The sequence below is a fragment of the bacterium genome, assembly GCA_035528375.1.
In the GTDB taxonomy this organism is placed as follows: Bacteria; RBG-13-66-14; RBG-13-66-14; order RBG-13-66-14; family RBG-13-66-14; genus RBG-13-66-14.
Window position 1 is genome coordinate 14,555 of sequence record DATKYS010000010.1, and the last position, 23,297, is coordinate 37,851.

Here is a 23,297-nt window from a genome sequence, read left to right on the forward strand (position 1 = left end):
TTCCGAATCAGGGAATCAATAGGCCCGGGCGAAAATCGCCTCCCAGCGGGCATCTTTACCGCAGACCAGGCACGCGCCGCGCTCCTCGGGCTGATCGAAGGGCAGGAGCCGGATGGTCGCCTTGGTCTTGTCCTTGACCTCGTTCTCGCAGGCCGCGTCCCCGCACCAGGGGGCGTGGTAGAGGCCGCGCTTTTCCTCCAGGCCGGCGGAGAGCTCGGCCAGCGTGCCCACCCGGAAGGTGAGCCCCTCGCGGTACGCCAGGGCCTGACGGTAAAGCCCCTCCTGGATCTGGTCCAGGGTCTCCTTCGTCACCCGGGGCAGGTCCGAGACCAGCACCGGCCGCTTCTCACCCGTGTCCCGCCGGACCAGGGTCACCTGGTCCCCCTCCATGTCCCGGGGGCCCACCTCGAGACGGATCGGCACCCCGCGCAGCTCGTGCTCGGCGAATTTCCACCCCGGGCTCTTGTCCGTTTCGTCCAGCTCCACCCGGAAATCGGAGAGTATTTCGGTGACGTAGGAGCAGTAGTGGAGGGTTTCGTCCCGGGTCTTGTCGAAGAGGATGGGGACCACGACCACCTGGACCGGGGCGATACGGGGCGGCAGGCGCAGGCCGCGCTCGTCGCCGTGGGTCATCACCACGGCGCCCACCGAGCGGGTGCTCACCCCCCAGCTCGTCTGCCAGACGTGCTTCTGGGACTCGTCCTCGTCCAGAAAGGTGATGTCGAAAACCTTCGCGAAGTGCTGGCCCAGGTCGTGGGTCGTCCCGGCCTGCAGGGCGCGACCGTCCTTCATCAGCGCCTCGACGCAGAATGTGTCCCGCGCCCCGGCGAACTTCTCCGACTGCGACTTGAGCCCCTTGAGCACCGGTATCGCCAGGTCTTCGGTGTAGAACCGCTCGTAGACCTCCAGCATCTTCAGCGCCTCGTTGATCGCCTCGGCCTCGGTGCGGTGGCAGGTGTGCCCCTCCTGCCAGAGGAACTCCGTGGTCCGCAGGAAGAGCCGAGTCACCTTTTCCCAGCGCACCACGTTGGCCCACTGGTTGATGAGAAGCGGCAGGTCGCGGTAGCTCTGGACCCACTTGGAGTAGATGGAGCAGATGATGGCCTCGGAGGTGGGGCGGATGGCGACTCTCTCCTCGAGCTCCTTGTCGCCGCCGTGGGTCACCCAGGCCACCTCGGGGGCGAAGCCCTCCACGTGCTCGGCCTCCTTCGCCAGGAGGCTCTCCGGGATGAACAGGGGGAAGTAGGCGTTGACGTGGCCCGTGGCCTTGATCCGGGCGTCCAGGTAGTCCCGCATGTTCTCCCACAGGGCGTACCCGTAGGGGCGGATGACCATGCAGCCCTTGAGGATGGTGTAGTCGGCCAGCTTGGCCTGACGGACCACGTCGGTGTACCAGGCCGAGAAGTCCTCGTGGATGTCGCTGATGGCCTCTAGGGAACGCTTTTTGTCATTACTAGCTTTCGACATGCAACTCCAAAAATGGATATTAGGCGTTGTTCAAACTATTTCGTAATTCATTTATCTTCTTCTTAACACCTATTTTGTTATTTAACGAGACGGCTTTCTCGTAGTATTGTATTGCTTTTTCAGCATTTAGGTATTCGAAGCAATCACCTAATAATTTATAAAAAATCGCAGTTCCCTTTTCATCGACTTTAACATACTTAATATTTTGTAGTAATTTTTCTTCAAATATTCCAACTGATTCTAAAGTCGGTGTAACTTTCTCATTCTTAAAAAACTTCTTCAAAACCCAAGGATTATACAATACGGGGAAATCTAACTCCCATTTAAAAACATTAATAACTTCAATCTTATCAATGCACACAGTCACACTACCACGTCTACTATATAACCTCACTTTGTCTTTACATAAATCATCTGCTATATAACTAATTGTTGGTTTCATCCACTCGACCTTCCTCATATCAACATTAAAAAGAATCGCTTTACTTGTATCATATGAATCACCACCCGCAGTTATACTAAGGGCATACTTACCATCACTTGATATGTAGCTTTCTAAGAGATTGCATGCAGTTTTAAATTCAATTATTATATTACCACCTGAATCTAAAATATATACAACACCTTCCCTTTTAGTATAACCAAATAGCCAATCATGAACAATAACAATTCCATTATTCGAAACGTTAGCATCATTGGGTCTCTCAATTTCCTTAATGAATAGTATTTTACCATTATGCGCCAACAAAATTCTCCCATTTCCGAAATCACGTGCTCCTCCAATCGATATCTTATCAGAATTAAAACCGTCCATAGTTGCAACTAAATATTGTTTATCTACTGATACTTGATACCTGCCAATGAAATCAATTTCATCAATTATTAGCATATCATCAATGAACTTAACTCCCATTTCTATTCTCCTTCGCCGGTCTTGTCTATTATGACGTAGACGCGCTCGCCCTCGGCGGCCAGCCCCAACCGCTCCCGTACGAGCTTCTCCAGGAACGCGTCGTCCGCCCCGAGCTTATCCAAGAGCTCCCGGTAGTGCCCAGCCGTCTCCAGGGCCTCGTTGTACCGCTGGTGAAGCTGTTCTTTCTCCTCCTCGAGCTCCCCCAGTCGGAAGAGGCTGGCATGGGAACCCAAGAGGAAATACGCCAGGAGCGCCGCGGCTATGATGGCCAGCAGCCACCAGCGCCGCCGGAGCCAGGGCCGGCCGTCGGCGCGGCGATGGGTCTTTTCCAGCCGGGAAGTCATGGCGAGCGTCAACCCCCATTATACCACAATCCGGCGCGGGGGGCCCCACCTGTGGTAGACTGGTTTGCGCGCGAGTCAGGGGAGGCAGAATGGAAACCGTTTTCGTCGCGGTGGACCCGGAGTTCGTCGGGCGCCAGTTGAAAATCGAGAACGACCCCCTGGGGCGGATCGCCCGCCGGCTGCCCGGGATAAAGCTCGCCTTCATCCGCAGCGCGGCCCTCGCCGAGCACCTGGCGACGCTGAACGAGCCCGCCGCCCTGGCGTACTACCGGAGCCGGACCGGGGAGGTCCGCCCGGCCCGGGTGAACCCCGACGACTTTCCGGACCGTCTCTCGGCGATGCTGGCCGGGACCGCCGCGGCCGCCGGAGCGCCCTTCGTCCTCACCGACAACCAGGAGCTGACCCACCTGCCGTACCACGGCGGGCGGTTCGTGGACGAGTGGGACCTCGCGGACGCCCTCGGCGCGGGCGAAGCCGTCGAGCCGCTCGTGGCGGGGCAGAAAACCGAGTCCGTGTACAAGTGCGCCGACGAGATCCAGTGTAACATGCTGGTCAGCCTCCTGGAGAGCGAGGCCATCCCCTGCCTGGTCAAGAGCCAGGAGGTGACGTCCCTGGACGGGCTGTTGGCCACGGGGGCCGGATTCTGGGCCGACCTCCACGTCTTCGCCGGGGACGCCGATCGGGCCAGGCGGCTCATCGGGGAGTTCCTCGCCGCCGGGACGGAGGAATGAGGGAACCGGGTCCTTTAAAAAATGCGACACCGTCCCCCGGGACGGTTTTTTCGAGGATGACCCGCGTCCGCCTACCGTCCGCCCTCCTCCGGGCTCTCGCCGGCGAGCCCCTGGAGGCCGGTGGTGAACTCGCTCGCGCCGGCGGAGAAGCTCCCCTCCCCCTCCTCGGGAGGGCCGAAATCCTTCAGGTACGGAATGCGCCAGTTCTCGGTGTAGCAGCCGTTGGCGCGGAGCAGGTCCCCCAGGCTGCACACGAAGCTGCCGTTTATGGCCGCGTAGGCGCGGTAGGCGGGGTTGGCGAAGCCGTCGCCCTCGTAGGGGACTATCTGCACCGTCCGGGCCCGGCTCAGGCGCACCTTGCCCGTGCAGAAGTTGATCACCGAGTAGTAGTCTATGCCGGTGCCGCAGAAGCGGCTGAAGAGGTAGAGGTTGTAGCGCTCGCCCAAAACGCGGGCGCACTCCCGGGTCAACAGGCGCTTGCCCCAGTACGGGGCGCTCCCCTCGGCGTCGGCCACCGCCTGGTCCACGTCGGCGCAGACGGCGGAGTAGTTCACGAACCAGGCCACCACCTCGAGGTCGGCCTCGATCACCTCGTCCACGATTCGGCGCTGGAGCTCCGCGGCCCGGACGGGATCGAGCTCCCGCAACAGCGCCAGGTAGTAGGTGGCGTAGTAGAGGTCGAAGACGGCGCTGGAGCTGTACTCCTCCGCCTGCTCGTACCGGCTGGCGGCCCGCTCCTGCTCCTTCTTCCAGCGCTCGTAGCCCTTCTGGTACGCCTCCCGTTCCTCGGGGGTCAACCGGGCCAGCTCCGCCTCCGAGAGAACCCGGAACTCCTCCTCGGGGAGCCGCTCCACGTCGAGGCTGGCGACGTCGCCGGAGCGCACGGTGCGGCGCAGGTCGGGCACCTCGCGCAGGCTGTCGAAGTGGAAGGAATCGTGGGGGTGCTCCGGGGGCGGGGCGTCGGGGTCGTCGGAGGGCTCGGGCGCCTCCGGCGGCTCGAAGTACTCCAGGGCCCGCCTGTTGATGATCATCTCCTCCACCGCCCGGTAGACGGCCCCGGCCACCGCGGAGGGCTCCGACGCGTAACGCAGGGTGACGTCCTTTAAAATTTCATAGGCCTGCTTGTGCAGCCCGGAAAGGTACTTGGCCACCGCCAACCGGATGCGCACCAGGTCCTGATCCTCTCCGGAGTAGCGGCCCAGGAGCCCCTCGAAGGCCCCGGCCGCTTCGGCGTACCGGCCCGCCTCGAGCAGGTCCTCGGCGGAATCGAGCCCCGCCACGGTCGGAGCCCCCCCTCCACCGGGAGAGGTCCCCGCCGCGACCTCCTGGGCGCCGGCGGCATTGCCGACGGCGAAGGCGAGGACGGCCGCTGGAATCAGTTTGAACCACATCGGTTCCCCAATTATAGCCCACACGAGGGTGATGACAAGGGGCGGTTCGGACCGCCCCTCCGACTCCGGGAAGAGCCCCCGTCCCGTCGCTTAACGCCTGCCGGCGAGCAGGTTGCCGACTAAGTATCCCAGGGGAATGGTCGCGATGGAGAGGGAGGCCGCCGTGATGAGCCACTCCGCCCCGATGAAGATCGCCGCGAAAAAGAGGACGAACCAGACCGCCCCGAGGACGATCCCACCCAGGCAACCGGAATCCTTAAAGTCCCCCGACGCCATCCTACACCTTCTTGGTCATCCAGCGCCCGCGGCGGAACCAGAGCGCCACGAAGATCCCCTCGAATATCTGGCTCAGCATCACCGCCGCCCAGACGGCGAAGTCGTGGAAATGGAAGACATGAATCATGAGGAGGGCGACGGGCACCTTGACCGCCCAGTTGGCCAGAATCGCGCCCCACATGGGCGGGGCGGTGTCCCCGGCCCCCCGGAACCCACCTCCGAAGGTCCAGGCCAGGGAACCGAAGATGCCGCCCAGGCCGATGAATATCAAATAGTGGTAGGCCATGTCCAGCACGCGCCGGTTGGCCAGCGCGTCCAGGACGGGTCGGGTCAGCTTGAAGCCGCCGGCCTTGAGGAGCCCGACCACCCGCCAGGGGAGGCCGGAGCCGTTCGCCCTGACGAATGCGACCAGCCGTTGCGCCGCCGCGGCCACCGGCACCGGCGTCGAGTCGCTCTGGAGGAACACCTGCGCCAGGTCCCGCCCGAAGACGATGTAAACCGTGGCCAGGAAGCAGCCGATCATCAAGCCGAAGATCGCCGCCTTCTGGGCCGCCTCCCTGGCCCTCAGCGGCTCGCCGCGACCGAGGAACTGGCCGACGAGCGGGGCCGGCGCCGCCATCAGCCCGTTGGACAAAAATTGCCCGAAGATGAGCGTGGACATCCCGATGGTGAAGGCGGTGGCCACCAGGTTCACCACCCGCCCGTCGGGGAGGTACGTCTTTAGGCTCGACGCCAGGGCGATCATGATGACGCCGGTGAGGGGCCGGGTGATGGCCTGGCCCATGGCGGGCAGGCCGATCTTGAAGAAACGCTTCTGCTCGCGCCAGGCCGGTGGGTGGCGGAAGAAACCCTTGAGCGAGACGTTGGACCAGTGGAAGCGGTAAGCGACCAGGATGATGCCCAGACCGACGAAGGAGGAGATGCTGGAGGCCAGGGCCGCGCCGTTCACGCCCAGCCGGGGGAAGCCCCAGTGGCCGAAGATCAACAGCCAGTTCAAAAAGACGTTGAGGACGTTCACCGCGGCGAAGGCGTACATACCGGTGCGCGTGTCCCCGGAGCCGACGAAGACCGAGTGGACGGTGAAGGCGCAGACCAGGGCGCCGAAGCCGGGGGCGAAGATGCGCAGGTAGTCCACCCCGACGGCGTACTGCTCCGGCGTGGGACCGTAGAGGCGCAGCAGGACGGGGGCCAGAATTTCCATCACCACCACGAGGAAGATAGCGATACTGCAGCCGATCCAGAGACCACGGTGACCGGAAACATCGGCCTCCTCGAGCTCGCCGGCCCCCCAGTGGCGAGCCACGATGGCCACCACCCCCGCCGTCACCAGCTCCACCAGGGCGAAGCCGAGCCAGATGAGGCTCCCGGTGAAGCCCACGGCGGTCACCGGGTCGCGCCCCAGCATCCCGATGAACATCCGGTCCACGATGTGGGCGAAGTTCATCAGGATGCTGGCCATCGCCGCCGGCCATGCCAGTTGCCAGATGTTGTGGTAAATGCCGCGGTTGTCCAGGTCGAGCTTGGACAGGGGTCCCCCTTGGGACAAAGACGCACAATGGTAACATGCCGGGTAAGGCCTCGTCTCGGAGCCCGAGTTATGCCCCGCCGAACCGAGCGAAGCGGGTTATGCCCCGGCAAATCGTGTATACTAACGACCGTACACCGTTTTTTTGAAAGGAAGCGCGATGAGGCGGAATCTCGTCCTTATTCTCATTTTGACCCTCGTCCTCGCCGCAGTCGGCCTGCCCCGCCTGATCCCCCGCGACGTCCTCTTCGGCAACCCGGAGAAGTTCTCGCCCAGGCTGTCGCCCGACGGGACTCAGATGACCTACATCGCCCCCTACGAAGGTGTGCTGAACGTCTGGCTCAAAACCGTGGGCGCCGAAGACGACCGCCCCCTCACCCGGGACGCGGGACGGGGGATTTCCAGCCACTACTGGGCCAAGAACGGCGAGTACGTCCTCTACCTCCAGGACGACGATGGCGACGAGAATTACCACGTGTACCGGGTCAGCGTCGCCACCGGGGAGGTGACGGACCTCACCCCCTTCGAGGGCGCGCGCTGCCAGATTTCGCAAATCACCTACGACCGCCCCGACGAGGTGGTCCTCTCCACGAATCGGCGCAACCCCGAGGTCTTCGACTACTACACCCTGAACGTGGTCACCGGGGAAATCACCCTCTTGCAGGAAAATCCCGGCGACGTGCTGTACTACGACCTGGATTGGAACCTGCGGCCCCGGGCGTACTCCCAGCCGACCCCCGAGGGCGGCGAGGACTTCTACGTCCGCCGGACCGCGGATTCCGACTGGGAGCGCATCTTCACCTGGGAATACGGGGACACGGATTCTTTCTCCATCTACTTCACCCCGGACAACCGGGGGCTCTACCTGGCCGACTCCCGGGACTCGAACACGCTGCGCCTCGTGGAGCTGGACCTCGCCACGGGCGCGACGAAGGTCCTCGCCGAGGACCCGGACTACGACATCCACCACGGCCACGGCGATTCGAGCTTCCTCTTCGACCCCGTGACCCACGAGCTGCAGGCGGTGGCCTTCTACCGCGACAAGCTGGAGTGGGAGCCGCTGACGGAGGACGTCCGGGGGGACATCGAGTTTCTCAACGGCGCCTTCGACGACGCCGATTACTACTTCTCCGACCGCTCCCGCGACGACCGGACGTGGCTCGTGACGGTCTACGACGATGACCGCTCCTCGGCGGCCTACGTTTACCACCGCGACGGCCGGAGCCTGGAGAAGATGTTCGACATCCGGCCCGAGATCAACGACTACACCCTGGCCCCGATGATTCCCATCGCCTACACGGCCCGCGACGGCCAGGTCATCCACGGGTACCTGACCCTACCGCCCGGGGTACTGCCCCGGGACCTGCCCCTGGTCCTCGACGTGCACGGCGGCCCCTGGGCCCGGGACATGTGGGGCTACCAGGGCGAGGTCCAATGGCTGGCCAATCGCGGCTACGCCGTGCTGCAGGTGAACTACCGCGGGAGCTCCGGCTTCGGCAAGGCGTTTTTGCACCTGGGCGACAAGGAGTGGGGCGGTAAAATGCAGGACGACCTCACCGACGCGGTGGAGTGGGCCGTGGGCTCACGGCTCGCCGACCCGGAACGGGTCGCCGTCTACGGCTGGAGCTACGGCGGCTACGCGGCCTTGGCCGGGGCGACCTTCACCCCGGACCTCTACGCCTGCGCCGTGTCGGGCATCGGTCCGGCGAACCTGGTGACGTTCATCGAGACTGTGCCGCCCTACTGGCGCGTGGGTCAGGAGAACTTCTTCCGGCGCGTGGGGAACCCGGAGACCGAGCGCGGGTTTCTCGAAAGCCGCAGCCCGATCAACTTCGTGGACCGGATAAAGATACCCATGTTTCTGATTTACGGCGCCCACGACCCGCGGGTGAAGCTCTCCGAGGGTGAGCAGATTTCGGCGGCCCTGGAGGCAGCGGGGATTTCCTTCGAGTACGTCGTCTACCCCGACGAGGGCCACGGCCTGGCCCGGCCGGAGAACCGCCTGGACGCTTACCGGCGCGTCGAGCGCTTCCTCGCCGACAACCTGGGCGGCCGTTTCGAGGAATAATTTGACAAAAAGGCAAAGCCCGGCTATTATTTAAGCAGTTGCTTAAATGCAGGGGAGAAATGCCCCCCGAACCGAATCCCAGCGAGGTCTTCCGCATCCTCGGCGCCCGGCGCAGGCTGGCCATAATCCGCATCCTCCGTCATCACGGGCCCGCCGGGGCCAACAAAATCGCGGAGATTCTGGGCATCACCCCCGCGGCGGCCTCGCAGCACCTCAAGGCCCTGCGGCACGCGGGGCTGGTCCTGGCCGAGCGCCACGGATACCACATCCCCTACAGCCTCAACGAGGAAACCCTGCACGAGTGCTGCAGCGAGGTCAACCGGGCCTGCGGGATGCACAACGGCATCCCCGAGGAGCCGGGGGACGACCTGGAGGCGCTCCTGCTCTACAAGGCGGGGCTGGAGAGGAAACTGCGGCTCATCATGGAGAGGATCGAGGAGCTGCGGCGGTAGGGTTAGCGCGTTTTTTTCGCCTGGAATTTAAGAATCCGCTTAATAACTTAACTTTGGAAAAATCCACGGACCAACGAAGGAGAAACCATGTTCGGACCACCTGGACACCACCGCCACCAAAACGCTTTTGGCGGCAAAGACTGCTGCGGCCCTGCGTTCTTCCGCCGCTTCCACTCGAAGAATGAGCGGCTCGAGATGCTCGAGCGGTACAAGAAAGAGCTGGAGGGCGAGCTGGAGGGGCTCAAGGAGGAAATCGAGCGGCTCGGCAAGTAGTGGTTCGAAGAAAAGAGGGCCGTTCCCCGCGGGGCGGCCCTTTTTATACCGATTGTTGAAACCGGGGCGGAGCCCTGCGTGTCTAAGGGGGTGTAGTTATGTTTTTTACCCTGGTCCGCGTGCAAACCTCTCCCCGGAGTGGCGACGGAACAGGCGAAGAAAGGCACCGCGCGCGGCGCTGCCCTCTCGAATGAAAATGAACTCTCGTCGCGGGGCAGTGTCCAGCTTCAAGCCGGCAGCAGGTTGGGTAATGAAAAGAGGCATCGCTCGCGGCGATACCCTCTCGAATGTCAACCGATACCACCCGCGGAACAGGCCGCGGGTCCTACCCGCTGGTGGTGCCGGAGGCCGGGAATGAAGAAAGGCACCGCGCGCGGCGCTGCCCTCTCGAATGAAAATGAACTCTCGTCGCGGGGCTGGGTCCAGCATCATGCTGGTGGTGCCGGAGGCCGGGCTCGAACCGGCACGGACCGAGGTCCGGGGGATTTTGAGTCCCCTGCGTCTACCAGTTTCACCACTCCGGCAAGCCTTACGCTTGATCGTGTTCCGCGGGGGGAGTTGGATGTATTCGATGATTTATTTCCGCGAGCCCAGCCACGTAGACGGACGACCACTTTACAAGCCTTACGCTTGATCGTGTTCCGCGGGGGGAGTCAGTTGCACTCGATATTTTACCCCCGCGAGCCCAACCCTTCAAACGGATTAAAGTTTGAAATAAGCGTTCCGCTTGATCGTGTTCCGCGGGGTAAGGGCGGGAAGAATATATAACCGCCCCCGCGGAGTGTCAACCAGTGACGACCCCAAACCGTCCGACGTGGTACTATTCACGGTCACGAAAGACCTCTCTTCCGGAGTTGAACGATGAGAACGTTAGTCATCATTGCAACGCTCCTGTCCGCCGCCGCCTCGGCCGTCCCCGAAATCGCCGCGGTGCGGGTGGAAGAGGGTCCGGAGCTCGACGGGCTTTTCGACGACCCATGCTGGAGCGCGGCCCGGTGGCACGAGGGCTTCGTCCAGCGCGACCCCGACCCCGGCGCGCCCTCCACGGAGATGACGCGCGTGGCCTTCGTATACGACTCGATGACCCTCTACGTCGCCTTCGACTGCCGCGACTCCGACCCTGCGGGATTGCAGAGCCACCTGGCGCGTCGAGACTCAGGGATAACCGCGGACGACAACGTGGACGTCTATTTCTCGCCCACCGGCGACGGGCGGCTCCTGTACTACTTCAGCACCAACCCCGCCGGCGTGAAGCTGGACCAGCTCTACACCAACCGCGCCCAGTGGGCCACGGGGCAGTGGGACGGACACTGGGACGTGGCCACGGCGCAGACCGCCTACGGCTGGAGCGCCGAGTTCGCCGTGCCCTTCGCCAACTTCCAGTTCGACGCGTCCGCGGGGAACGACTGGATTTTCAACGCCGGCCGCGTCGTCCGCCGCAAGCACGAGGAGACCTACCTGGCCGAGGTGCCCTACACCGCCAACATGTTCTACACGGAGTACGGCGCCCGGCTGACCGGCATCGAGGGCGTGAGCCAGAGCCTGGGTCTGGAGCTCGTGCCCTATGTCAAGGGCGATTACCGCAACTACCCGGAGCTTACCGGTGAGGACCGCGACCAGCTCAAGCCACTGGCCGGCCTCGTGCTGGACTTCGACGTGAGCCGCAACCTGAACCTGGCGGCCACGGCCTTCCCCGACTTCGCCGAGATAGACCTGGACCCGGACCAGTACGTAGTCGGCCGGGATCAGGTGTACGTCGCCGAGACGCGCCCCTTCTTCCTGGAGAACTCCAACTTCTTCGCCGCCTCGTACTTCACCATGTTCTACTCCCGGCGCATCGGCAAACGGCTCTACGACTCCAACGGCCTGTACGAGGACTCGGACATCATAGGCGGCGGACGGCTGACCGGCAAGGCGGACCGCTTAGGCTACGGCGCCTTCTACGCCCACACAGACGAGGCGGTCACCGACCTGGCCGCCGAACCGGCGAGCGACTGGGGCGTGGCCCGGCTGACCTACGACGTCACCCCGGGCGGCTACGTGGGACTGATCGGCTCCGGGCGCCTGGCCCAGGGCGTGGAAACGCCGGACGGGACGGCGCTGCCGGCCTACGACTACGCGGCCTACGCGGCGGACTTCGATCTCTACTTCGGCGAGACCGGGGAGTGGAACGTGAAGGGCATGGGGGTGGCGGACTACGACTCGCGCAACCCCGGGGGGACGATCGAGGACCAGCACGCCGCCGGTTTCGAGGTGGACTACACCGGCGAGGTCGTGGACACCAGCCTGGATTACGACCAGTTTACGGAAAACTTCAACCTGGACGAGACCGGGTACATGTGGACCAGCGGGCTTTCGCTCCGCCACTTCAACTACCACCTGCGGTTCCGCTTCAACTTCGGCTCCGAGGCGGCGCTCCGCAGCTTCTGGGTCACCGGTTACGCCAACGTCCACCGCGACTGGGACTGGGAGCCGGCGATGGACCAGTTCGAGATCGAGCTCTCCAGCATGCTCCAGAGCGGCTGGCTCATGGGCCTGGGCGGGAGTTACGGCCACGACTGGCTCCTGGACCCTGAAAACCCCGTGGAGTACTACTACGGGTACTACTGGGTCAACACCCCCTGGTCCGGGATGTTCACCGGCAACGCCTTCGCCGGCTACGGCAGCATGCCCGACTACACCACCGGCGCCGTGGGCGACCTGCTCATGGGCAGCCTGGAGGGCTCCTTCCGCCCCGTCTCCGCCTTGCAACTGACTGGTAGTGTCGAGTACTACGACTGGACTTTCCCCGCCGACGCCACGGATTACTGGGGGGGGCCGGTCGAGGACTACGACATCGTCATCTGGCTGGGGTCGCTGAACTACCTCTTCACCCGGGAGCTGTACCTGCGCCTGTTCGCCCAGGGCTCGACCCAGAACGACCTGTACGCCTTCCGCGGCCTCGTGGGCTGGGAGTACCTGCCCGACTCGAACATCTACCTGGCCTACGAGCAGTGGCGCGACGACACCGGGGGGGACTTCCGGATGGTCAACCAGGGGGTCTTCCTCAAGGCCGAGTATTACCTGCAGTTCTGACGTGCCCCCGGCGTTTGCCGGTCGAGGTGGGGATTCATAACGTCGGGGCGGACCGCTTGGTCCGCCCTTTTTACCCCCTCACCCCGACCCTCACCCTGACCCGTTCCTTTCCGATTTCGATGGTATAGGGGTGGGTCTGGCAACCCGCCCGCGGGAGGAATGAAGCTCCTCACTACGAGAGCAGGCGGACTTAATCAAAGGTCTCGGTAGATGAACCGGAAAGAGCGTCTAATCGTTATCAGGCCCCCGATTCCAGGGCGTGGTATCTGTTCTTGCCCGGGGAAACGGCGGCGTAGATATTCTCTATGCCCGTATCAGAGTCAACGTAGCGCCAGCGCAGCCAGCCGGAGTTACCTTCTTCGTCCTCAACGCGCCACCAGTCGCCCTGTCGCTCGAAGATTGTAAAGAACTCGCCCTCCTCAAGGAGGGGATGGGCGGAGATTTTATCAGCCGTGGGATCGGGAAGGGTGCGGAAGTTGATCCCGCCGGAGGACAGCACAATCCCCCAGGGTTCGGCGTAGCCGGTCATCATCACCCGCGCCCCGGCGCCCGGCCCAGGCTCCAGATTACTGAACTCCCAGAGGAGCTTGCCTTCTTCTCGATTATCTTCATCGCGTTCCTCACGGGCCGGGGGCAACCCGACGGATTGGAACTGCCAGCGTCCGTGCCAGTCGAAACCTTCCAAGGTGTCAACCTCGATGGTTCCGTGGCCGATCGGCCCCTTCCAGGAACCGCCGGTGTAGACCGGATAGAACATCTCCCGCCAACTGGCGTGCTTGGGAGCGCCGTATTCCTGCCAATAGTAAACGTCGAGAATCAGGGTTTCCCCGGCGGCGAAGGACACCTCGTAGAGGGCGTAGGTGTTAGAGTGTTCTTGTGTATAATAAAAACCTGGTTCAGACTCTTCACTAACAAATTGTATGGTTTCTTCCCTGAGTATTTGTTCCCCCAGCTTTATCCCGTTGACGCTTACAGAGAAGCTGTAGTCGCTGGTAGTAATTTTCTCGACTGTCGTTACTTCCGGTTCTCCGCCATACTCATCCTCGTTTATCATACCCATCCCACTAGAGCTTTCCAGGGGGAAGTACATCTGCACGGTCTGGGCCGGCCCCTCGTTGCGGAAGGTGAAATCCGCGTATACCCAGGCGCCGCCCTGACCGAGTGAGATGCGCACCTCCTCGTCGGCCATCACCACATCGGGGTGCTCCGTAACGTTTTCGAGGGGATTGAACGGTTGGGGGCCGGGATATTCACTCCCGTACGAACCGGAGTCTGCCAGCGCAGGCAGACAGCCAAGCACCAACATCAATAACGTCAGCCGTTTCATCGGTACGTCTTTCGCTTGAGGGAGAAGGAACGCCGGTCCTCCTAGGGTTTAGGTCGCCCACCCAGGAAAGCCGGGCTGTAGACGCGATTGACCCCCGGCTCGTCCATCCTTACCCGATCGGGAAGTCGGCGGGCTGAGAACATGGGGCGGGTATGCCATACCTTCCGACGGCCAAGGTAGAACGAAAAACCCCCGACTATCATGGAACCGCCTCCGGGGGGACGGGGCCGCCCGACTCGTCGAGCCGCACGTAGTCGCCGCCGTAGTCCGCCGCCCCGCCGAAGCCGCCCCCCATCGCCGCCTGCTCCAGACGCTCCGGGGTGAAGTTCTGCCACACCTCGCGGGAGTAGCCCTCGCGCACCCGCACGAGCTGCATCCCCACCACGTCGAAGGAGAGGACTATCTTGGACTCGTTGGAAAGCCAGGACAGCTCGTAAACGCGCTTGTGGGGCTTCTCCTCGATCATCTTGACCATGTACTGGGCCTGGTCCTGGGAGCCGAACATCCGGGAGCGGGGGCCGAGGTAAACGGCGTGGGTGCCGGAGCGGAAGGTGTCGTCCACCCGGTCCCGCTGACCGGCGACGAGGCGCTCGTCGTAGATGACCACGTCGCGGTGGTCGGGCTGGGTGAAGCGGAAGGTGGCGAGGACCCGGTTGGTGTCGAAGTTGAGCCCCGCCGCCGAATCCCGGTCGTCGTACACGTCCACCTGGATCAGCCGGCGGTCGGAGTACCAGACCTCCTCGAACCAGGTGAAGAGCTCCTCCAGCTCGTCGGCGTACACCCCGGGCTGGACGACGATGTCTATGGAGACGCCGCGCTCGACGCCGGGCGTGGCCTTGGTCTCGGCCACCTCGTAGGGGATGGGCGGCTGGACCTGCCCCTCGCCGGGCGGCTGCTCGCCGATGGCCTGCTCCACGGCCTCGGCGCCGGCCTCCATCTCATCGCCCTCGCCGCCGCAGGCCAGGAAAATCACCGGAAAGACGAGAAAAAGCGTGATACGCATACCTAATCCCCTTGCGCGAGGGAGTGCCGGGACTCCGGTACGAGATCATTTTCCCGCACCCAGGCGGCGGTCCCGTCCGCGATGGCCCGGGCCACACGCTGCCGGTAGGCGGGGTCCGAGAGGAGCGCCTCCTGCTCGGCGTTGGAGAGGTAGCACGACTCGACGAGCACCGCCGGCATCCGCGCCTCCACCAGGACGAAGAAGGACGCCGGCCAAGCGCCGCGGTCGGGCAGGCCGAGCAAGCCGACGTGGGCTTCCAGGAGGCTCCGGGCCACACCCGCCGAGGGCGCGGTCAGCTCCTCGAAGGTCAGCCGGGCGAGAAGCCGGGCCGCCTCCAACCGCGCCGGGAACGGCAGCTCCCCGGTGAGGGGCAGGGCGAACCTCGCGCCGCCCTCGGGCGACCAGGGGGTGTCCGGGCGGTGGTGGTCGGCGTAGTACATCTCGGGCCCGCGCCGCTCCGATGGGCCGCCGTTCAAGTGGAGGGAGAGGAAGAGGTCGGCGCCCATCTCGTTGGCGGTGCGGACGCGCTCCCGAAGCCCCACGGGATAATCGCCCGTCCGTGTCAGCACGATCTCTACGTCCAGCTCCTCCTCCAGCATCGCCCGCACCCTGCCGGCGATGTCCAGCACCAGGTCCTTCTCGAAGACGCCGGTCCTGGGGCCGCCGGCCCCCGTCCACCGGGGACCGCCGTGGCCGGGGTCGAGGACGATCAGGCGGACACGCGCATCTTCGATGGAGGGTGCCGCCGGAACCGAATGGGGCGAGTCGAAACGCAGACCGAGGGCGGGGGGGTCGTCGGTCACCAGGACACAGACGCCCCACCCCTCGCCGTCCAGCTCCGCGGTGAGTGTCGCGCCGTCCGGCCCGGGCTCGAGCGCGACGCCGAGCAGGGGCCAGCGTCGCCCCACCGAGAGGGTACGCTCCAGCGTCAGGCCGGGAATCTCCCAGCGCCAGGCCCCGTCGGTGAAAACCGGCACGGCAGCGGGGCCGCCGTCGGGAAGCGGCCCGTCCAGACCGAGGGACACCCAGGCCCCAGTCCCGGCGGGCGCGGCGTTCAGGGAGAGGACCTCCGCGGCCGGCGACGCCGAGATGACGAATAAAAGCAGGGCGAGGGCGAACCGTCTCAAATCGGCCTACTCCATCCGCTCGTCGTAGTCCTCGACGTAGGCGGCAATCCCCCGGTAAATAGCCTCGGCCACCCGCCGGTAGCCCTCCGAATTTGTGTAGAGGTCCGCCTCGCGCTTCGCGGTCATGAAGTAGCTCTCGACGAGGATGGCCGGCATGTGCGTCCCGCGCAGAACGGCGAAGTTGTCCTGCTTCACCCCGCGGTCCTTCAGGCCCAGCTCGCCGAGGAGCTCGGCGTGGACGCAGTTGGCCAGCCGGGCCGACTCCTCGAGGACGAGGGTCTGGTACGCGTCGGAGAGGATGAACTCCAGGGCGCTCTTGGTCACCCGGTCCAGGTCGGGGTCGGACTGGAAGTCGGCGTTCTCCAGCATGGCGGCCGCCCGGGTCGTGGTCGTCTGGCCGCTGATCAGATAGAAGGTCTCGGTCCCGCTGGCCGACGAGGACCCCCCGTTCAGGTGCAGGCTGACGAAAAGGTCGGCCCCGATCTCGTTGGCCATCAGGCAGCGCCCCTTGAGGCCCACCTCGTAGTCCCCGGTGCGGGTCAGGACCACCTCCACCCCCAGTTTGTCCTCCAGCAGCTTCTTTAAAATCTTGGCCTGCTCGTAGACGGCGTACTTCTCCGAAACGCGCTCGTCGTAGGTGGCGGTGCCGGTGTAGCGCGGGCCGCCGTGACCCGGGTCGAGCACTATCAGCTTTATCTCCCCCGGGGGTCGGGTGAAGTCGGCCGTGTCGGAGACGCCGCCCTTGGGGGTGACGTCCACGCAGACCTGGAAGGGGTTGCGCTTTGCGTAGGCGCGGTAGGTGTAGGAGCCGGAGACTAGCTGGAGGATTAAAAGGGCGTCTTTACCGTCGGCGACGACCTTGGCCTCGGTCACGGCGCCCCTGCCCGGACGGGTGAGCGTGGCGGACGGCGCGGCCCCCGTGATCCGCACCTTGAGGGTGTTTCCATCGGCGGTGAGGGAGAACTCGGCCTCCGACTCCAGGCCCACCGAGACCCAGGTCCCCGCGTCGGTGGTGCCCAGGTTCAGGCTTTGGGCCCGGTTGGCCCACACCGGCGCCGCCGGAAGGAGGAGCAGGAGAAGTGTTACGGCACTGAGGGCATATCTGCGCCCGCAGGGTTTCTGCGCCCGAAGGGAAAATCTGTGACCGAAGGCGAACCCGCGCAAGCCTCTCCCTTCGATGCTTTATCTGGGGGCAAGGTGGTTAAACCCCTTGTCTCCTTCGCGACGTGTTTCAGAAAGTATAACCGGAATCCGGGCCAACCTCTAACGGTCGTCGCTCCCGTGGCGGTAAGACCGGGCCCTCTGCGCCGCCCGCTCGTCCTCGCGACGGCGGAGCTCCTGCCGCTTGTCGTATTGACGTTTGCCGCGCCCGAGGCCGATTCTGAGCTTGACCAGCTTCCCCCGGAGGTACAGCTCCAGGGGGATGATGGACATCCCCCGCCGCTCCACGCCGACGGCGAGCACCCGAATCTCGCGTTCGTGGAGGAGCAGCCGCCGCGAGCGGGTCTCGTCGGGCTGGAAGGCCCCCGCCGGCTTGTATCGGGCCACGTGCATCCCCACCACCCAGGCCCCGCCCTCGGAAATCCGGACGTAGGCCTCGGCGATGGACGCACGCCCCGCGCGGATGCTCTTCACCTCGGAGCCCTCGAGGACGATTCCCGCCTCGAAGTCCTCCTCGATGGAGTAGTCGTGCCGCGCCCGCCGGTTCCGGGCCAGAATTTTTACGTCGTCTTCCACGGCGCTTTCGTTTAGAACGGGCCTGCGTTCCGACCCCATTTTACTACACCTCCGCCTTCACACGCCCGCCGTTCGTGGTATCATTAACTGAGAGTCGTTGCCGCACTTATTCTATTCTTTAATAGTTCTTCGCAAAGGGGGTTGATCGTGTTTGTAGATACCTGGCCACGAGATCAGTACACCGGTCCAGGAGGCGGTTTGTATACAGGACCGGGAGGTGGCTTGTATACAGGACCAGGGGGCGGAGCTTACACCGGCCCAGGCGGTGGCATGTATACCGGTCCTGGTGGCGGCATGTATACCGGTCCCGGCGGAGGCTTCTACACCGGTCCGGGTGGCGGCCTGTACACGGGGTCAGGCGGCGGTCTTTACACGGGTCCCGGCGGAGGTTTGTACACTGGCCCAGGCGGCGGTCTCTACACTGGCCCAGGTGGCGGCATGTACACGGGAGCCTGCCAAAAACCGTATCGAAGTAACATCCCTCCATGGCATGTGCTCATCAAGTATCTTGACACCATCGGAATGCAGGGGGTGGCCCGATTCATTCGAGCCTGCCTAGGCATCCACTAGTCACTTGACTACACGTTTCGGCAAATGGAATCCCCCGTCTCCACCGATACACAGCCAGCTACCAGTGAAGTCATTTACTGATGCGAAGACTAAACAGTAGGATATGTCACTAATCGCGATAAACGGTTCACCGGAGGTTTCGTGAGCATCGAATACGTGGTGGCGCGCCCCTGCGCGGTCAAGGATTCCGTCGGCGGCGATGAAGCCTTCCTCCGCGCCTGCACCTGGCGCCTCATGGCCCGGACCGCCAAACGGGAGGCCCGGAAAAAGAACCTCCGCTTCGAGGAGGTGAAACTCACCCACCGCATCGTCACCCTGGACGGGGTGGACGAGGTGGTGGAGCCGCTGTCGAACCTCATCGAGGAGGCGGCCCGGTTCGAGGAGAAAACCGGCCCCTGCGCCGACTGCCCGGCCTGCGTCCTGGACGACACGGTGGGGTGCTTCGGCACTATAGGCTACCCCGTCACCGCCGAGGCCGAGCAGTGGCTCTACGACAGGATTACCGGCGAAGTGGAGCCCTCGGTCGCCCGGGGCTGGCGGGACTTTTGGAAGAACGGCCGGGCGGACCCGTCGCAAATCGCGCTCCTGCGCAGCAAGGGCGACGACTTCCTCGAGGGGACGAGCGCCTGGGGCCTCACCGCGGCCTCCGGCGGTCGCCCCCTCACCCTCAACGCCAACGAGATCCTCGCCGCCCTCTTCGCCGCCGGGAGCCTCGCTCCCGCCGACGGCCTGATGCTCCTGGGACTCCTGGGGGCCCTGGACCCCGACGTGGACCCCGAGGACGAGGAACGGCCCGTGATCGGCGTGTCCGAGACGGACAACGGGGAAACCGAGGAGAAGCTGGCCTTCGACATCTACCCCGAGCCCTACGACGACCCGAGCACCTGCGACCTGAAGGCGTACCTCTTCGCGCTTTTCTTCTCTGCCGCCCTGGGGGTGGAGCTGCACGTGAGCCTGTAGAGCGGATTTGCTCCTGGGTTGCCTGAACGCCGGTAGAGTACGAGGAGTTGAGATGATAAGAATGAGCGTAATTCCGACTCTGACGCTACTCCTCCTCCTGCCGACCCTGCTTCCGCCCGCTACGGCGCAGGACGCGGAGGTAACCAGCGAGACCGTCGGGCGTGTGGTGTACGTTCACGGGGTTTTAGAAACTTCCGAGGGCCTTCCGGTAACCGGGGCAACCGTCGAATTCGTCGGCACGGAGAAATTTTTCGAGACCGATGTGAATGGCTCATTCGGCCGTGCCTCTCTGTATAAGGGCTCAGCGACCATCCGCTGCACCATCGGCGAAGACACCGTCGAACTCGAAACCCCTCCCCTCATCCCGACAACCGACGAGCACGTAATCCGCTTCCACCTCGGGCGCGACTACGCACTCCATCTTTACACCATCGGAGAGGATCCCTCCGCTGTAGGCAAGCCCAACGTCTACCTCTACCCCGAAGCCGAGGCCGACGTCAACGTCTGGCTCTCCTTCGTCGGCGGGGGCCGCATGACCGCCTCGGAGCCCGAATACATCGAGGGTTGGGACGTCACCGTCACCCCCGAGGGGAAAATAACGGCCTACGAGCCCGTCTACTTCCTGGACCCGGAAACGGGGGAACACTGGCCCGTCCCGGCGCGGGGAGAGCCCGCGGGCTCCTACGACTACCTCTTCTACGAGGGGGAGGTCGCGGGGCCGGGGCAGCTCGACTACGGCTGGGTGGTGGGCCGGGAGGACGTGGAGAAATTCTTCCGGGAAAAGCTCGCGGCCTACGGCTTCGCCGGGAGGGAGATAGAGGATTTCGTGGATTACTGGGCGCCCCGGCTCACCGACTACCCACTCTTCGCCGTCTACCCCCAGGCGGGCGGGGAGTACGAGAAGCTCGTCTCCATGTCCGTCTTCCCCGCGCCGGACTCCGTCCTGCGGGTGGTGTTCACCGTCCGGGGGCTGTGGGAAAACGCGGAATTGACTCTGACAGAACCGGCGATTGCGCCCTTCGAACGCGGGGGCTTTACCGTCGTGGAATGGGGCGTCATCCTGAAGGAGAGCGACGCCCGGTTTTACCTGCACTAATCAACCAATGGAGGGGAGATGCAAACCGTAAAAACCCCGTGTGCCGTATTTATCCTCCTGGCGCTCACCGCGACCGTCCTGGCCCAGGAGGAGGAGGATTACGAGTTCAGCGACCCCCTGTCCAGGATGACCGTGATCGTGGACACCCTGCGCATCCGTGACCTGCCGGCCACCGAGGGCTCGGAGGTCGTCGGGATGCTCCACCTGGGCGACACGGTGCCGTACGCGGAGATGAATGACGACTGGGCCCGGATCAAGGCCCCCGACGGCACCGTGGGTTGGGCCTGCATCGTCCTGGGTGGGGAGACCTTCATGGTCCAGGACATCTACATCTTCTTCACCGGGACCCTGACCGACGCCGCGGGCGACCCGGTGGCAGGCGCGGTGATCGAGCTGGTGGGTACCGGCACGAACTACGTAACGGACGAGGAGGGCCGGTTCGACGATTACGAGGTCCCGAGGGGGACCTGGGGCCTGCGGGTGACCGTGGGCGAACGTTCCGCGCTGCTGGAAAACACCATCACCCTCGAGGACGAGTATTACGAAAAAACCCTCACCGTTAATCTGGACACCGAGTACCGGCTGACCATCACCCTCGAGGAGGCTGAAGGCATCGCCAAGCCCAACATCTACATCTACCCAATCGAGGAGACCGAGGTGCGGGTGAGGCTCGGCTTTCCGGCGGGCGGCGGTATAACCGTCTCCGACCCGCCCTACGGCGAAGGCTGGACGGTCACCGTCACCCCCGAGGGAATCATTGACGGCGAACGCACGTTTCTATTCTACGAGGCCCGGAGCGGAGGGAGCGTCCAGCGCGAGGAGGGTTGGGTGGTGCCCCGGGAGGACCTGGAGGCCTTTTTCCGGGAAAATTTAAGAGCCACGGGTTTCTACGAGCCTGAGATCGAGGATTTCGCGGAGTTCTGGGTGCCGCGGCTGGACGACCACCCCTACTTCGCCCTCTACCCCCAGTACGACCCCATCTACGACGGAATGGTCGGCCTCGATGTGGATCCGGACCCCTGGACCGTCATCCGGCTGGCCTACGTCGTCGTCGGGCTGGAGGAGTATTTCGACCTGATGCCGGCGGCGATCCCGGCCTACGAAATCGGCGGCTTCACCGTCCACGAGTGGGGGGTCATCCTCAGCCCCGGTGACATGGACGCCTACCTCTACTAGAAGGGGGAGCGAATGCGAACGACCACCCTGATTTGCCTGGGCATAACCGCGTTTCCGGCCGTCCCAACACTCTGCGCGGCGGCCTCCGATACGGCGACCATGACCGGTATCGTCCAGAACCTCGACGGCGACACCATCCCGGACGCTTCGGTCGAGCTCTTCCAGGCGAGGGAAACGGAGGAGGAGGAACGAAGCATAGAACCGAGACCGGAGGACCGTCCCTGGCTCTTCACGGACGAGCCGCTCTACCGGGCGACGACCGACGAGGAGGGCCGGTACTCGATCGAGGACATCCTGCCTGGCACCTACGACGTCGTCTGCGAGAACGACTACTACGAGCCGACTTACGTCCTGGGCATCGCCGTCACCGCCGGGGAGAAGCTGACCTACGATTTCATCCTGGAGTACATGATGGAAGTGGAGAAGCCCAACCTCTACCTCTATCCCGAGGAGGCCACCGAGGTCACGGTGCGGTTGGGATTCCCCGCGGGCGGTGGTGTCACGATTTCGGAACCGACTTACGGCGACGGCTGGACGGTGGGCGTCGCGCCCGACGGGAAAATCAACGGCGAGTACGGTCACCTGTTCTACGAGGCCCAGGTGCCGCCGGACTGGCAATTCGACCGGGGCTGGGTCGTCCAACAGCGGCAGTTGGAGGAGTTTTTTAACGAAAACCTCGCCGCGGGCGGCTTCAACGAGCGCGAGACCGCCGACTTCATCGAGTACTGGGTCCCCCGCCTGGACGATAAGGCCTTCTACGTCATCTACCCCCAGTACGCGCGGGACATCGAGCCCCTGATAACACTTACCGTCGAGCCGGAGCCGGCCGAAATCCTCCGCCTGTACTACGTCATCTCCGGCGTGGACTCTGTGGACCGCTACGTCCCCGAGCCGGATATCCCGAGCTTCCATCGCCACGGCTTCACGGTCTGCGAGTGGGGTGTCGTCCTGATGGACGACGAGGAAATCGTCCATTAGCCGAAGGGAGGGCTCCCATGCGAACCGAGCTACGTCTCCGGCAAATCGCGGCTTTCGTCCTTCTCCCCCTGGTCCTTCTCGCCGGGTGCAAGGAGGAGACCGGTACCCTGATCGGGGTCGTCACCGACGACTACGGCGCGCCGGTCGCCGGAGCGGAGATCGTCCTGGACGGCACGGACTACGAGGCGAAGACGGACTCCGACGGCCGCTACGCCATCCCCGACATCGAGCCGGGCTCTTACACCGTGACCGGCAACGCGCCGGATTACGATTTCGACCTCCTGCACGACGTGGAGATAGGCAAAGGGGAGACCGTGGAGCTCGACCTGGCCGCCTATTCCAAGGACTACCTGGAACCGGTGCGCAAGCCCAACGTCTACCTCTACCCGCCACAGACCACCGACGCGACGGTCCGGCTGAGCTTCCCGAAAGGCGGCGGGGTGACCGTCTCCGAGCCTCTCTACCTGGACGGCTGGAAGGTGGAGGCCACGCCCGAGGGCTTTTTGACCAACTACGAGTATCTGACCCGCGACGTGCCGGACGACCCCGATGCCACCATGTACACCGTGGAGCCCGTCCCTGTGGGCGGTTACCCATACCTCTTCTACGAGGCCGACGTCCCCGTGGAGTGGCAGCACGAATGGGGTTGGCTCATAGAGGGCGCCGACCTGCGCGACTTTTTCACTAAAAACCTCCACGACTACGGCTTCACCGACCGCGAGATCAAAGATTTCCTGGACTATTGGGAGCCGCGGCTCACCGCCGCCCAGTATGCCGTCTTCCCCCAACTGGCGGCCGACATCGAGCC

Annotated in this window: 21 protein-coding genes and 1 tRNA gene; 10 read left to right on the forward strand and 12 right to left on the reverse strand. The window is 64.0% G+C overall.

The features are described from left to right. Window positions 1–15: 15 nt before the first annotated feature. From proS to VM054_00620, 3 genes are read right to left on the reverse strand one after another with little or no spacing between them, the layout of a single operon-like run. On the reverse strand, window positions 16–1,467 hold the full coding sequence (gene proS, locus VM054_00610; GenBank protein HUT97558.1) for a proline--tRNA ligase: 1,452 nt from the start codon (window positions 1,465–1,467) through the stop codon (window positions 16–18). A gap of 19 nt (window positions 1,468–1,486) precedes the next feature. Then, window positions 1,487–2,380, reverse strand: coding sequence for a hypothetical protein (locus VM054_00615; protein HUT97559.1), 894 nt, complete (start codon window positions 2,378–2,380; stop codon window positions 1,487–1,489). A 2-nt stretch (window positions 2,381–2,382) separates the two neighbouring features. Beyond that, the gene (locus VM054_00620) at window positions 2,383–2,724 is read right to left on the reverse strand and encodes a septum formation initiator family protein (GenBank protein HUT97560.1); all 342 of its coding nucleotides are present in this window, start codon (window positions 2,722–2,724) and stop codon (window positions 2,383–2,385) included. 89 nt (window positions 2,725–2,813) lie between these two features. Here VM054_00620 and VM054_00625 point away from each other — a divergent pair, with 89 nt between their 5' ends. Then, complete coding sequence (locus VM054_00625; GenBank protein ID HUT97561.1) at window positions 2,814–3,455, forward strand: DUF2007 domain-containing protein; 642 nt, start codon at window positions 2,814–2,816, stop codon at window positions 3,453–3,455. A gap of 71 nt (window positions 3,456–3,526) precedes the next feature. Here the strand turns inward: VM054_00625 and VM054_00630 are convergent, their stop codons facing one another. The 3 genes from VM054_00630 to VM054_00640 all read right to left on the reverse strand — a co-directional run bounded on the left by VM054_00630 (window position 3,527) and on the right by VM054_00640 (window position 6,668). Next, a complete protein-coding gene (locus VM054_00630; protein HUT97562.1) occupies window positions 3,527–4,846 on the reverse strand; it encodes a hypothetical protein in 1,320 nt (439 codons plus the stop codon). Window positions 4,847–4,936: 90 nt separating this feature from the next. Continuing rightward, window positions 4,937–5,122: a hypothetical protein gene (locus VM054_00635; protein ID HUT97563.1), complete on the reverse strand. Its 186-nt coding sequence runs from the start codon at window positions 5,120–5,122 to the stop codon at window positions 4,937–4,939. 1 nt (window position 5,123) lies between these two features. After that, window positions 5,124–6,668, reverse strand: a complete 1,545-nt coding sequence (locus VM054_00640; protein HUT97564.1) for an MATE family efflux transporter — start codon at window positions 6,666–6,668, stop codon at window positions 5,124–5,126. A 139-nt stretch (window positions 6,669–6,807) separates the two neighbouring features. On the opposite strand from VM054_00640, the gene VM054_00645 reads away from it, so the two are divergent. The 3 genes from VM054_00645 (at window position 6,808) to VM054_00655 (ending at window position 9,440) form a co-directional block, all read left to right on the forward strand. After that, window positions 6,808–8,715: a S9 family peptidase gene (locus VM054_00645; protein ID HUT97565.1), complete on the forward strand. Its 1,908-nt coding sequence runs from the start codon at window positions 6,808–6,810 to the stop codon at window positions 8,713–8,715. A 59-nt stretch (window positions 8,716–8,774) separates the two neighbouring features. After that, window positions 8,775–9,167, forward strand: a complete 393-nt coding sequence (locus tag VM054_00650; GenBank protein ID HUT97566.1) for a metalloregulator ArsR/SmtB family transcription factor — start codon at window positions 8,775–8,777, stop codon at window positions 9,165–9,167. Between the two features lie 87 nt (window positions 9,168–9,254). Then, complete coding sequence (locus VM054_00655; GenBank protein HUT97567.1) at window positions 9,255–9,440, forward strand: hypothetical protein; 186 nt, start codon at window positions 9,255–9,257, stop codon at window positions 9,438–9,440. A 437-nt stretch (window positions 9,441–9,877) separates the two neighbouring features. Here VM054_00655 and VM054_00660 read toward each other — a convergent pair. After that, window positions 9,878–9,964, reverse strand: a tRNA-Leu gene (locus VM054_00660). A gap of 337 nt (window positions 9,965–10,301) precedes the next feature. On the opposite strand from VM054_00660, the gene VM054_00665 reads away from it, so the two are divergent. Further along, window positions 10,302–12,515 (forward strand): carbohydrate binding family 9 domain-containing protein, encoded by a 2,214-nt coding sequence (locus VM054_00665; GenBank protein HUT97568.1) that lies wholly within the window; start codon window positions 10,302–10,304, stop codon window positions 12,513–12,515. Between the two features lie 238 nt (window positions 12,516–12,753). Here VM054_00665 and VM054_00670 read toward each other — a convergent pair whose 3' ends face one another. The 5 genes from VM054_00670 to smpB all read right to left on the reverse strand — a co-directional run bounded on the left by VM054_00670 (window position 12,754) and on the right by smpB (window position 17,709). Next, window positions 12,754–13,842 (reverse strand): SH3 domain-containing protein, encoded by a 1,089-nt coding sequence (locus tag VM054_00670; protein ID HUT97569.1) that lies wholly within the window; start codon window positions 13,840–13,842, stop codon window positions 12,754–12,756. Window positions 13,843–14,041: 199 nt separating this feature from the next. Next, window positions 14,042–14,845, reverse strand: coding sequence for a hypothetical protein (locus VM054_00675; protein HUT97570.1), 804 nt, complete (start codon window positions 14,843–14,845; stop codon window positions 14,042–14,044). Window positions 14,846–14,847: 2 nt separating this feature from the next. After that, window positions 14,848–15,972, reverse strand: a complete 1,125-nt coding sequence (locus VM054_00680; protein HUT97571.1) for an N-acetylmuramoyl-L-alanine amidase — start codon at window positions 15,970–15,972, stop codon at window positions 14,848–14,850. 6 nt (window positions 15,973–15,978) lie between these two features. After that, window positions 15,979–17,136, reverse strand: coding sequence for an N-acetylmuramoyl-L-alanine amidase (locus VM054_00685; protein HUT97572.1), 1,158 nt, complete (start codon window positions 17,134–17,136; stop codon window positions 15,979–15,981). Window positions 17,137–17,235: 99 nt separating this feature from the next. Then, window positions 17,236–17,709 (reverse strand): SsrA-binding protein SmpB, encoded by a 474-nt coding sequence (gene smpB, locus VM054_00690; protein ID HUT97573.1) that lies wholly within the window; start codon window positions 17,707–17,709, stop codon window positions 17,236–17,238. Window positions 17,710–18,420: 711 nt separating this feature from the next. On the opposite strand from smpB, the gene VM054_00695 reads away from it, so the two are divergent. The 5 genes from VM054_00695 to VM054_00715 all read left to right on the forward strand — a co-directional run. Then, a complete protein-coding gene (locus tag VM054_00695; GenBank protein ID HUT97574.1) occupies window positions 18,421–19,239 on the forward strand; it encodes a hypothetical protein in 819 nt (272 codons plus the stop codon). Window positions 19,240–19,291: 52 nt separating this feature from the next. After that, window positions 19,292–20,335: a hypothetical protein gene (locus tag VM054_00700; GenBank protein ID HUT97575.1), complete on the forward strand. Its 1,044-nt coding sequence runs from the start codon at window positions 19,292–19,294 to the stop codon at window positions 20,333–20,335. An 18-nt stretch (window positions 20,336–20,353) separates the two neighbouring features. Further along, window positions 20,354–21,511, forward strand: coding sequence for an SH3 domain-containing protein (locus VM054_00705; GenBank protein ID HUT97576.1), 1,158 nt, complete (start codon window positions 20,354–20,356; stop codon window positions 21,509–21,511). A gap of 12 nt (window positions 21,512–21,523) precedes the next feature. Beyond that, window positions 21,524–22,489 (forward strand): carboxypeptidase-like regulatory domain-containing protein, encoded by a 966-nt coding sequence (locus VM054_00710; protein ID HUT97577.1) that lies wholly within the window; start codon window positions 21,524–21,526, stop codon window positions 22,487–22,489. A 17-nt stretch (window positions 22,490–22,506) separates the two neighbouring features. After that, on the forward strand, window positions 22,507–23,297 hold a 791-nt coding region (locus VM054_00715), incomplete at its 3' end, for a carboxypeptidase-like regulatory domain-containing protein (protein ID HUT97578.1).